The sequence below is a fragment of the Streptohalobacillus salinus genome (assembly GCF_003201605.1).
GTDB classification, from domain to species: domain Bacteria; phylum Bacillota; class Bacilli; order Bacillales; family Amphibacillaceae; genus Streptohalobacillus; species Streptohalobacillus salinus.
In genome coordinates this window covers 104642-115983 of the sequence record NZ_QJJR01000001.1, presented here as the reverse complement: position 1 = coordinate 115983, position 11342 = coordinate 104642, and the positions used below count along the sequence as shown (strand labels likewise).

At 42.9% G+C, this 11342-nt stretch carries 13 protein-coding genes; all 13 read right to left on the bottom strand.

What is annotated here, in order from left to right:
- Positions 1 to 10: 10 nt before the first annotated feature.
- Positions 11 to 229, bottom strand: a complete 219-nt coding sequence (gene csrA / locus DES38_RS00480) for a carbon storage regulator CsrA (protein ID WP_110250118.1) — start codon at positions 227 to 229, stop codon at positions 11 to 13.
- A 1-nt stretch (position 230) separates the two neighbouring features.
- On the bottom strand, positions 231 to 677 hold the full coding sequence (gene fliW / locus DES38_RS00475) for a flagellar assembly protein FliW (RefSeq protein WP_110250117.1): 447 nt from the start codon (positions 675 to 677) through the stop codon (positions 231 to 233).
- Positions 678 to 838: 161 nt separating this feature from the next.
- A complete protein-coding gene (locus DES38_RS00470) occupies positions 839 to 1429 on the bottom strand; it encodes a DUF6470 family protein (protein WP_110250116.1) in 591 nt (196 codons plus the stop codon).
- 61 nt (positions 1430 to 1490) lie between these two features.
- The gene (gene flgL / locus DES38_RS00465) at positions 1491 to 2408 is read right to left on the bottom strand and encodes a flagellar hook-associated protein FlgL (RefSeq protein WP_110250115.1); all 918 of its coding nucleotides are present in this window, start codon (positions 2406 to 2408) and stop codon (positions 1491 to 1493) included.
- Positions 2409 to 2416: 8 nt separating this feature from the next.
- Positions 2417 to 3976: a flagellar hook-associated protein FlgK gene (flgK, locus tag DES38_RS00460; protein ID WP_110250114.1), complete on the bottom strand. Its 1560-nt coding sequence runs from the start codon at positions 3974 to 3976 to the stop codon at positions 2417 to 2419.
- Between the two features lie 11 nt (positions 3977 to 3987).
- Positions 3988 to 4482: a flagellar protein FlgN gene (locus tag DES38_RS00455; RefSeq protein ID WP_170114277.1), complete on the bottom strand. Its 495-nt coding sequence runs from the start codon at positions 4480 to 4482 to the stop codon at positions 3988 to 3990.
- Between the two features lie 83 nt (positions 4483 to 4565).
- A complete protein-coding gene (gene flgM, locus DES38_RS00450) occupies positions 4566 to 4829 on the bottom strand; it encodes a flagellar biosynthesis anti-sigma factor FlgM (RefSeq protein WP_110250112.1) in 264 nt (87 codons plus the stop codon).
- Between the two features lie 132 nt (positions 4830 to 4961).
- A complete protein-coding gene (locus tag DES38_RS00445) occupies positions 4962 to 5390 on the bottom strand; it encodes a TIGR03826 family flagellar region protein (protein WP_110250111.1) in 429 nt (142 codons plus the stop codon).
- 178 nt (positions 5391 to 5568) lie between these two features.
- Positions 5569 to 6138, bottom strand: a complete 570-nt coding sequence (locus DES38_RS00440) for a ComF family protein (protein ID WP_170114275.1) — start codon at positions 6136 to 6138, stop codon at positions 5569 to 5571.
- A gap of 107 nt (positions 6139 to 6245) precedes the next feature.
- Complete coding sequence (locus DES38_RS00435) at positions 6246 to 7823, bottom strand: ATP-dependent helicase ComFA (RefSeq protein WP_110250109.1); 1578 nt, start codon at positions 7821 to 7823, stop codon at positions 6246 to 6248.
- A gap of 357 nt (positions 7824 to 8180) precedes the next feature.
- On the bottom strand, positions 8181 to 9023 hold the full coding sequence (locus DES38_RS00425; RefSeq protein WP_110250107.1) for a DegV family protein: 843 nt from the start codon (positions 9021 to 9023) through the stop codon (positions 8181 to 8183).
- A gap of 248 nt (positions 9024 to 9271) precedes the next feature.
- Entirely contained in the window at positions 9272 to 9946 is a 675-nt protein-coding gene (locus DES38_RS00420; RefSeq protein ID WP_110250106.1) for a response regulator, read from the bottom strand.
- A 228-nt stretch (positions 9947 to 10174) separates the two neighbouring features.
- The gene (locus DES38_RS00415; RefSeq protein WP_110250105.1) at positions 10175 to 11341 is read right to left on the bottom strand and encodes a sensor histidine kinase; all 1167 of its coding nucleotides are present in this window, start codon (positions 11339 to 11341) and stop codon (positions 10175 to 10177) included.
- Between the last annotated feature and the right edge of the window lies 1 nt (position 11342).

Genomic DNA, 11342 nt, shown 5'->3' with positions numbered 1-11342 from the left:
TGAAACTTTTTTAAAGTTTCTTTAAGATATCTAACGCATCCAGCTGTTGACTTGCTGCTTGGTTATTTTCATTAATGATTGCTTCATACACTTCATAGCGATGAACATCAATCGACTTTGGCGCCGAAATACCGAGTTTAACTTGATCACCATCAACGGATACCACTTTAATTTCAATGTTTTCACCGATTTGAATGCGCTCATTTGTTTTACGCGTCAGGACTAACATACTAGCCTTCCCCCTTTTCACGTAACCCGGTAAATATTAATTCTTTCGTTGTGTAATCTGATGCTGGTTGAATGTATTGTTTTGCTAAACCTTTTACTTGGTTGATAACAATCGGCGCTTTCAAGTTTGCTGTTGATGTTTTCACCGCATCATTCAAGGTGACAATTGACATGACTAAGACATCTTTTTCTTCGTTAATCTCTAAATGTTCCACCATTTGATCATCAAGTTCTAATTGGTAGTCGCTGACAAACTTAAACGGATCCACCACAATAAATGCTAAACCCGGTGTTTGTGTTGATTGTAACACCTGAAAAATAGCTTGTTGATCAAAGTTTAATAAGATAAAGGCCTTCTCATCTAAAAACCCAGGTAATCCTTGTCTAAAAACTACTTGATCCGCTTCATTAATTTCCACTTCACCAAAATACTTCGTATCGATTTGCACACAATCACCCTCATTTCTATTTTTCAACACACATCTGTCTTTTATCTATTGCTTTTAACTCATTGACTCTAAACTGAAAGTGATTCGTTAGAATCACCTGATCACAAATGCTTCTTTTTCCACTCACTCAGTGCATCAGCGACGAATGAATCCTCTTCCCTTTAAATCGATAACTCGTACTGTGGACCAACATATTTCACATTATCAAAATCAATCGTTATGTTATTTTGTTGTTCTAAGTATACATCAAATTGTGACGGTGTTACTTGCCGTTCAACCGGGCGTGTCTCTGCGTTAATAACCGGTTTATTTGCCTGATTGTTAATCGATACCTCGCTCGGTTGATAATCAATTTTAACAGCATTATAAGACGGGATCACGCTCATCACAAACGGACGAAGTGGCCGTGGCATCTTCTCTTTTGCAATTTGTGCGATTGGATTCCCACCATGTTCGATCTTCATTAACCGGTCACCTTCTTGTCGTCTCCGCCTTGTACCTTCCGCAACTTTTTGCTTGCCTTCTTGAGCATCTAGTCGGACCGCTTCCTTTACCGGGTATTGACCTAAATCGTGAAAGGCTTGTGACTGATCAATGGATAGTTTGCCCGGCCGCGTATCAATATTAACATCTGCCTGTGGCTGCTGAATACTAAGCTCTGCTGGTTGATGTTGCATTGTTACCTTCGCATCTTGCATAGTTATACCAATTTTCGCGAATTGTTGATCGATACGTAATTGTGGTAACTGCATCCGCTTCAGTCCTTTCCGTTAACGTTAAGAAAAAGCCTTACCATCTGGTAAGGCTAATCAATTATCTAAGAAAATCCAATAAGGTGGGTTGAATCACGCGTGACCCCGCACTTAAAGCGGCCCGGTGGACGGCTTCTTGCGTTGTTAAGTTCATGATCACTTCTTCAATCTCTGCATCTTCATTCGCCGACATCATACTTCTTGCCGCAATCGACTGGCCTTCGAGGCGGCTTTCAATTAACTCAACCCGATTTTGACGCGCACCTAAATCTGCACGTTCACTTACTGTATTATCAATATGGCCGTCAATGACAGCAATATATTGATCTAAATCTTGATCAGGGACGTCTGACTGTAACGCTTCAGAAAATGCGGTTATATCATCAAATAAATCCTGTGTGAAAACATTCGTTGGGTTAACATTTGCTTGAAGGCGTGTCCCTGGTGTCACCTCTAACATAACTGGGTTGTAATCAACTGCATCTAAATTAACCACCGTGTTACCAGCCCCGTCTACGGTCACAGGTTTTTTTAAATCAGCACCATCTGGTACACCGGTTGTCTGCGTGCCATTAAAAATAAACTTATTGTTTACTTTTGTATTAGCCGCTTCCATCAGTTGTGCTTTTAATTGGTCGACTTCTTTCGCAATCGCTGCGCGCTGATTTTCTTCATATGTCCCATTTGATCCTTGGACCGAAAGGTCACGTAACCGGTTCAAAATCTGTGTGGTTTCATTTAACGTATCGTCAGATGTGTCCATCCACGTATGCATCTCCGAGATGTTACGCTTAAACTGATCGACATTAGCCACTTCGGTTCGGTAACTCATCCCCTTCATCGCAATTACAGGGTCATCCGAGGGCCGATTAATCTTTTTCCCAGTCGAGAGCTGGTCCATATACTTATTCATTGAACTGTTACTCTTACTTAAGTTTGATAACATATTGTTAGATAACATACTTTGCGTAATCCGCATTTATCTCACTACCTTCCGACTAGTCCCATGTTGTTAATGACACGGTCTAAAATTTCATCAATTGCTGTCATCCCACGTGCCGCTGCGTTATATGCATGTTGGAACTTAATTAAGTTGGTCATTTCTTCATCCAATGATACCGCACTCACAGAATCGCGGTTTTCAGACACTTGTTGACGAAGCACGCCGGCATTGTCCTGCATCCGGTACGCTTCCTGAGTAATCACACCCATTTCACCAATCATTGATTCATAATAACTTTTGACCGATGTTTTATTGCCAAGTGCAGCAATACTGTTGGTATAGCTCTCAGCTAAATTCACTGCATTTAAACCGTCACCGGAATCACCTGATGAACTTGCCGCAATTAAATCTTTATCATTCATAATCGCCGCGTTAACCGACATGTTCATTGACGGTCGTCCGGCACCGTCTAAGACGAAGAAGTCAGCAATCCCTACATCACCATTTAAATCCGTACCTTCACTATGTGATTGATTAAATTCAGTCATAAACGCCGTTGCTAACTGATCAATCTCAGCTAACATCTCGTTATAAACACCAGTTTCATCTCCTGTGCCTGTTACATACCCGTTCATCTCCATGAGACCTTGCAGGGTTCCGCTTGCCTTGTAGTCATGAGCGGCAATTGACGTCGTTCCTGCTAAACCGGCAACATCGGCTTCGGTAAAGTCAGCCGGAAGGGCCGGATCAGCTGGGTCATAATAATGGAACGTTTCTGCGTTATTGTTGTCATTATAGGCAATCATTACATGTTTTTTCGAATAATCGTTGCCGTTTGTTAATTCAACCGGACCACTGCCACTGTTTAATGTCACTGTCGCTTTCCCCATCGCAATATCAGAAGGCATGCCTGAGCTTCGTTCATACTTAACAGTAATATCGGCAATCCCTGAGAGTTGATCAAGCAGACGATCACGTTCATCATACAAATCATTTGGCACTTGACCGTGTGGTTCAATCTCACCAATTTGGCGATTGAGCGCCGTCACTTGGTCAACCAGTGAATTCATCTCGGTTGTTTTTACATCCATTTGATTCTTTAAATCGCCTCGAATGGATTCGAGCGAGGTGGAGATATAGTTAAATGTGTCCGCTAATGCTTCCCCGCGCTGGGCCACAACAGCCCGTGCCCCTGAATCTTCCGGGTTCACTGATAAATCTTGCAGTGAATTCCAAAATTGATCGAAAATATGGGATAAGCCTTCTTCAGATGGTTCATTCATGATTGACTCCATCTGCCGCATGGCACTTGCTCTGTTTTCATAGTAAGTGGTTTTGCCGTTTTCTTTACGGTACTGCACGTCTAAAAACTGTTCGCGGATCCGTTCGATTGAGCCCGCTTCAACTCCGCTACCGACCGTATCCGTGACACCACCCGGCTCACGACTTGAGGTGAGGCCATTGATTGCTTCAAAATTAACACGCTGACGCGTATAGCCTTTGGTATTAGCATTGGCAATATTGTGTGAGGTGGTATACATTGCTGACTGTTGTGCACTTAAGGCCCGTTTGGCCATTTCTAACCCATGAAAGGTTGAGCTCATCTGATTTCCTCCTACGCTTTTGAATCAAACACGGACCGTTTTTGTTCCGGGTCGTGCGCTTGTTTTTGGGTGCCATAGTTAAAGCTATCAATCGTTGGCTTGACTAAATCCATTTGGAGTTGGACAAACTGTAACGATTGTTTTAATAACTGTTGATTCAAATCTTCTTGTTGTTTAATCGCTAAGATTAATGCGGCAAGCTGCGTCGCTTCCGCTTCTAAGTCTTGTTTAACCTGTTCCTCTGGTAAACGCTCAATCAGTAACGAAACAGATGGGGCGTCTTCTTCGATTGCTAGTGTTTTAGCCAGTTGCTTTGTTTCTACTTGCCGCAAACGTTCTAGCTTTTCTAGCGCTTGGACATGTTTTTGTTCAATCTTCAACAATTCATTGATTGCTTCCATGTCGTTGGCTTTTAATAACTCACTTTTTCTTACCGAGACTTGCAGTAAACTATCATGTATCCCAATCAATTGACGCATCACTTTGAGTAGTGGTTGGTCTGCCATCTGCTTCATCACTCCTTTATCATTTATTTTACCATAGAAAAAGGAAAGGCTACTGACTTCCTTAGCCTTTTCCTCATGACGAATTATTTACGTAAGAAATTCAACATACTTTTGGCTGTTTGGTCTGGGTTCACCTGGTAATTCCCCGTTTCAACATCTTGTTTAATCCGGTTCACTTTCGCCTCGCGACTCGGGTGAACACCGTCTGATTCTTGCATTTTCTTGGCCGCATCAGAAATCTGCAGTTGATCATTTATTTTTTTGCCATCGTGTTTAGCTTCGTGTTGTTTCTTTAATTGTTGTTGATAAGGATTAACTTTGACTTGGTGTGAACCATGTATTTTCATCCTTCTCACCTACCTTTTGCTTACAATTTTTATATCCCCGACTGTTTAAATGCCTGTTGTAATCTTTATATCGGCATCATCATTTAATTATTTAGTGGTATTTACCAATTTTATCACAGCGTTGTATGATTGTTAAGGTTTCCGTCTGCCTTTATCCACCGCAAAATAGGTTTGTGCTTTATTGTCCTCTTTTTCACGTTGTCTTTTTATTGATTCGATTGAATCCAGCTGTTTTAAATCACCGGTTAACTCTCCTGAACAACTGGCGCATAGCTTACCTTCTGCAATTTCTTTCCCACAGCGTTCGCATGGATACGTCATGTTAGGAAACTGAGAAACCCGTAAACGTTTCTCTTTAACAAATTTAATGATTAAATCTTCCTCCACACCGGTACCTTCAACGATTTCCGGAATCCGTGCTTCCCGGTTGACGCGTTTTTTCATAAATCGGTACACAATATCAAACTTCTCTTCTTCTTCTTTGTAACATTTCTGACAAACATCACGTGTTGTTTTCACAAATAAGTCCCCACAACGTGGACAGTTTTCTAATTGACCCATAGCGTTCCCACCTTACATTTTTTCAGTTAGCGTTTCTGTTCTCATTTATCTATACCCTACTAATCATTGGTTACCCCTATCGGCTACATTTATCTTGCATTACTATGCCGTCAGATAGGGGTTAACTTTTTTTGCTTCTCCTTTCATTATCGGCAACTTTTTAAAATCTTTAACAGGACTATCGTGCTAATGTGAAACTATAGATCTTTTCCACCCCTGCCGCGTGCAGGACTTCTGCCGCATGGTGCAAAGTCACACCGGTTGTATAAATATCATCAATCAAGAGCACGGTTGTTGCCGCGGGTGGGTGAGCCAACCGAAACGGATTCGAAGCAGCAAATCGCGCTTGTCTTGATTTCTTCGCTTGTTTTTCTGTCTCCATTCGGCTAAGGCACTGATCAATCTTTAAGCCGGCCATCTCGGCTAGAGCAAGTGCTTGGTTAAACTTACGGACATGGAGACGTTCCTGACTTAGTGGTACCGGCACAAGCACGACCGCCGTTTGTTCGTCCAGACAATCTTTAATCGCTGCTTGAACCAGTGACTGAAACCCTAAGATTACTTCATAATCATAACGGTACTTAAACCGGTAAATCACCTCGGTTAACCATGGGTTCCGTTCTGCTAAACTACGGTTCCAGATTAGTGGGCCTCCTTCCCAGGTAGCACAATCCGGGCATCGTTTCTCTTCCCCTTCAATTGTTAGTCCTCGCCCACAATGGCGACACAGCGGTGCTTTTATTCTCACGAAAGCGTCTAAACACGTCTGACAAAGGCCTGGGGTAACTTTGTCAATGCCTAAATATGTCCAACTGATTGGCCTTGCAAGCGAGTTGGCACAAACGCTACAGCGACTCATGGATGGCACCGCGCATTCATCGCTGTAATCGCCCGGATACTTCGTTTGATGGCCCGGGTGGTGCCCCTGTGATAAAAGATCACCATGCCTGTTGGATCATGCGGACTTCTTCCCGCACGACCAGCAATTTGGACGAGTGCTGCTTCATCAAAGACGTGATGATCAGCCTGAAAAACAAAAACGTTAACTGAAGGAAAGGTTACCCCGCGTTCTAAGATGGTTGTCGTAATCAACACGTCGGTGTGTCTAAGCCGAAACGCAGTTACTTTTTCGATCCGCTCGCAGTCATTGGCATGAACAGCGGCAATTGTCGTCTTCGGTAACTGCTTACGGAGCGTTTCTTCAACCACAGCCGCCACTGAAACAGTCGGAACAAAGATCAACAACTGTCGCTGGGTTAACTGGTGCTTGGCATAATCATGAAAGAAGCGCTTTGGTAGGTGGTGGGTGGTGAACGTGGCATAACGGCTATCAGGAACAGGAAGGGGATGATTGTGAAACCGGCTGGGGACAAATACAGTGGGCAGTTTTTCGTTGAGGTGGGCTTTTCGCGGGGTAGCCGTTAAGTAAATCATCGTCCCACTCGTTTTTAAAGCCCGTTTACTTAACTGAATTAAGACTGGATCATTATGAAAGGGAAAGGCATCCACTTCATCAATGACCAAAACATCAAACGCTTGCTTATACCGAATCAATTGGTGCGTTGTTAAAAGCGTCAACGGCGCTTCTTGGTCATGGTTGTTTGATCCGCCGTAGTGGCACAAGACATCGATTTCGGTAAAGACAGTGGTAAAGCGTGGATAGAGTTCACGGACCACATCTGCTCGCGGACTAGCGAGCGCCACCCGTTTACCGCTCCTTAAAGCTTCTAAGATCCCGTAAAACAACATCTCCGTTTTCCCTGCCCCACAAACGGCATAAACAAGCAGCTCAGGAAGTCCGGTTTGAATTGCTTCAACGATCCGGTCTGAGGCGAACTGTTGCCGTGGTGATAACTGACTCGCAAACTGAAACGAGACCCACTTTCCTTGTTTAATGGGGGTATCTTTAAGCTGCATCCCCGTACTGAACACTAGATTAGCCCCTTGAACCTGCACTTTCGCTTCATTCTCTCCGCTTTCTGAAGCATGCGTTTGCGGCCTGTCAGCGTGATGCTCACTGATATGGTAAAGCGTCGTGCACCGGGTGACGCGACCAAACACTAAACAATACTTACAATAAGCAACTGTATGTTCACAGACCGCACAAGGAAACTGACCAAATAATGCGCTGTCCGTGTTACCGCAGCGGTGACACTTGCGTTGCCAAAGTGATTGTGTAAGGCCCGGTTCGGCCGTGACGGTTAACTGAGAACCAAAGGCTCTGATGGCTGCTTCTACCGCTTGGTATTCATAATCAAGTAATAATCGCCCGCTAAAAGTCATTCCCGTAGCCGGTCTAGCTCTTTTGCTTGCTGCTACTTTTTCCATTTCCCGTTCATCTGCTTCTTTTTTTAACTCACGAAGCTGGTCTGACTGTTGATTATTTTCAGTTGTTATTCGCATCGCTTTGCTCAACTCCTTCTTTGTATACATCGCGACGGTCTTCCTTGGTCATGCTCTCTAACGGCCGGTAGTGTTACCGATGCCGTGGCAGTAAGTTAATCGCTCCTGATCGAACGTCTAATCGCGACCAGTGAAGGGACGTCACTCGCCTGTCGCAAGTTACCTACTCCGTCACCGGTGCCAGACTGTAACTTGTCCGTTGTGAGCTTATAACGTGCGCGAACGCCCCAGCGACCCACCTGCTTTTTTAGCATAACGAATCCAAAACAAAAAAACATGCCACCCTCTTTGTCTAAGCGTGACATGTTTCTGAAAAAGTGATCGATTCTCCTGCGGAAAATCTAAAAAAAGCGTGATAACGGGAAGTTCTATCTGAAAATAGAACGATTATTTTTTGTACCAGCCGAGACCGAGTGAGCCTTCCCCTAAGTGGGTACCAATCACCGCACCAAAGTAACTCATTGTGATTTCGACATTTGTGTACCGTTCTTTTAATTCACGAATCAACGTTTCCGCAAGCATGGGACAATTCGCATGAATGACCGAGGCCCGTAGCGGCGTCCCGTCTTTAGCATCCTCATCGATTAAATCAAGCAAGCGTTTGATCGCTTTTTTCTGCGTGCGAATCTTTTCAAAAGGCACAATCTTCGTATCAACAAAATGTAAAATCGGTTTCACTTGCAAGACGCTACCAACGAGCGCCTGCGCGCCATTTAACCGACCGCCTCGGTGTAAATGAACCAAATCATCGACTAAGAAATAGGCCCGCATCGTTTCTTTCATTTCATTTAAGCGTGCTAAAATCGCTTCCGGTGCTGTCCCACTTTCGGCAAGCTTTGCTGCTTCAACGGCATAAAAGCCTTGTGGCATACAGCTGATTTCAGAATCAAAGGTGTAAACATCAATCCCTTCAACCATTGAACCAGCCGTCTGCATCGATTGAAACGTGCCGCTAATGCCACTGGACAGATGTACCGCGATCACTGCATCATGATCTTCGGCTAATGTTTCAAGAAGATCAACCATATGACCAATCGCCGGTTGACTCGTTTTCGGTAAATCTTTTGATGCCTTCACCAGTTGATAAAATTGATCTGCTCCTAAATCGAGTTCTTCTTGAAAGGATTGATCATCGAAGGTGACGGTTAACGGAACCATGTGGATACCATATTCATCGCGGATATCTTTGGAGAGGTAAGCTGTACTATCAGTTATAACTGCTACTTTCATTTAATCGAACCTTTCTATGACTATCTATTTAACTTCTATTGGCGTAATATTCCGTCTTTACTATTCTACCTAATCTCTCGCTAAAATAACAGACCTTTTCGTGAACTCCCTGGGAATATCTTTTTCCCTTCGCTACCACTTTGAGGGACAGCGATGGGGAAAGAGGAGCGTAACGATAAAACCCACGTGCAGACAAAAAAGCCTAGCTTTCATGTCAGTTCAATGACACCAAGCTAAGCTTTTGCTTATTATAATACTTCAACCCAACCATTTTTAATCGCTGTTACCACCGCTTGGGTCCGGTCATTTACGTTCATTTTTTGTAAGATATTGCTGACGTGATTCTTGACAGTCTTCTCACTAATAAATAGCGTTTCAGAAATACCACGGTTACTCTTACCATCGGCTAAGAGTTGCAACACTTCACACTCACGGCGTGTCAGCAAATGAAGTGGCTTGCGGTATTCAACGCGCTCAAAACCTGTCGACGCTTGATTACTCATGCGCTGGAATTCTTTCACCATGTTGTGGGTCACTTTCGGGTGCAAGTATGCCCCGCCATCGCTGACGATTTTAATCGCTTGGATCAGTGATTCAGAGTCCATATCTTTCAACAAGTACCCCTGTGCACCTGATTTCAAGGCATGTGTAACATAATTTTCATCGTCATGGATCGATAAGATAATGACTTTAACGTCTGATTGCTTTTCGAAAATTTTCTTTGTTGCTTCAACACCGTTCATTTGCTGCATATTAATATCCATCAATACGATGTCCGGTTGGTATGTTTCTACAAGGCTTAACGCATCCGCACCATCATTACCTTCCGCAACCACATCAAAGCTATCTTCGAAATCTAAGATGCGTTTGATTCCTTCTCTAAATAAAACATGGTCATCAATTAAAACTATTTTTGTCGTCATATGTTCCCCTCCATTTGGCTCATTCTTTTACTTTATCTGTCAATCGATGTCACCGTTTGGTGAAGTATTAAACATTAAGTGTGATGTGTTGGAATTCTTAATAAAAAAATGACAAGCGTCAATATATTTCAACTTCATTTGTTTGACCCTAGTTACATTATACATAATTTTTTACAAAACATATACAATGAAATCGGATTTTAATCAAATTTTAATGAAAATTCTTTGTTATTTCAAAGGAATATTAAATAAAATCGTCGTGCCTTTTCCTATTTTTGATTGAATCGTCATTTTCCCTTGTAACATCTCGACGCGCTCACGCATCCCAACCAAACCAAACGATTGCTCTTTTTTCTCATTCAAGTCAAAACCAACCCCATTATCCTTGACACAGGCCGTAACCTTATCCTTTAAAACATGAAGTTTGACGTCAATTTCTTTTGTATTGGCATGCTTAATCGCATTTTGAACGGCTTCTTGAATTAAACGAAACATCACGACTTCATATTTCTCTGGGAGCCGGTCGATATCCATTTGTTCAACAAAATGTATCTCGACCTGATGGTAGTCCGCAAGTGTATGGGCATACTTCCGGATGGTTGGCACCAGCCCTAAATCATCCAAAGCCATTGGGCGTAAGTCGTAAATAATCCGTCTAACTTCATACAGTGACTGACGCACCATTTTTCGCATTGTTTTTATTTCAGTCATCGCCTCTTCGGGACTCCGTTCACGATAGGTCCGATCGACGATATCTGCCCGAATCAAAACATTTGCCATCATCTGGGCGGGACCATCATGGATTTCGCGCGAAATCCGCAACCGTTCTTCTTCTTGTGCCTCCATAATCCTCAAACCAAAGCTTTGTTTTTCATTCGCATTTTGAATTAAATCTTGCACTTCTTTAAAATCATCCATTAAATAGTTTGAAATAATTGATACTTTGCTGACCAATTGCTCGGCCCGTTCAATCGTCTGTTCTAAATTTTTCAAGCGGCGCTCAATGTCATCACGTTGACTTCTTAAGGTCGCTTCACGCTCACGCTTTAATTGTAATTCTGATTGACGCTCATGGGCCTCTTCATAGACTGCCCTAATTTCATCTTCTGAATGCACATTGAAATTTTCACTAACCTGGGCTAACCGTTGACGTGCTAACTTTTCTTTCCGTTCTAATAAATCGTTTTCTCGGATGATTTGTTCAATTTGCACCCGCAATTGCCGTAATTGCTTCTCTAAGTTCTCATATTCATCGCGGGCATCTTCGGTAATTTTAAAAATCTCATCTTTACTATGGTTAACGGTCTCCAACATATCATCGATGATGGCATCGAGCCCGTTTGAGTCGAGTGCCTTCTTTTCTTTATCCTTTGCTTGTTTTATCTTTTTATCCATT

Bases quoted from the DNA above. Each gene is read 5' to 3' on its own strand.
- csrA (WP_110250118.1), bottom strand. From the start codon at position 229: ATGTTAGTCCTGACGCGTAAAACAAATGAGCGCATTCAAATCGGTGAA.
- DES38_RS00470 (WP_110250116.1), bottom strand. From the start codon at position 1,429: ATGCAGTTACCACAATTACGTATCGATCAACAATTCGCGAAAATTGGT.
- flgL (WP_110250115.1), bottom strand. From the start codon at position 2,408: ATGCGGATTACGCAAAGTATGTTATCTAACAATATGTTATCAAACTTA.
- flgK (WP_110250114.1), bottom strand. From the start codon at position 3,976: ATGAGCTCAACCTTTCATGGGTTAGAAATGGCCAAACGGGCCTTAAGT.
- DES38_RS00455 (WP_170114277.1), bottom strand. From the start codon at position 4,482: ATGGCAGACCAACCACTACTCAAAGTGATGCGTCAATTGATTGGGATA.
- flgM (WP_110250112.1), bottom strand. From the start codon at position 4,829: ATGAAAATACATGGTTCACACCAAGTCAAAGTTAATCCTTATCAACAA.
- DES38_RS00445 (WP_110250111.1), bottom strand. From the start codon at position 5,390: ATGGGTCAATTAGAAAACTGTCCACGTTGTGGGGACTTATTTGTGAAA.
- DES38_RS00435 (WP_110250109.1), bottom strand. From the start codon at position 7,823: ATGTATACAAAGAAGGAGTTGAGCAAAGCGATGCGAATAACAACTGAA.
- DES38_RS00425 (WP_110250107.1), bottom strand. From the start codon at position 9,023: ATGAAAGTAGCAGTTATAACTGATAGTACAGCTTACCTCTCCAAAGAT.
- DES38_RS00420 (WP_110250106.1), bottom strand. From the start codon at position 9,946: ATGACGACAAAAATAGTTTTAATTGATGACCATGTTTTATTTAGAGAA.
- DES38_RS00415 (WP_110250105.1), bottom strand. From the start codon at position 11,341: ATGGATAAAAAGATAAAACAAGCAAAGGATAAAGAAAAGAAGGCACTC.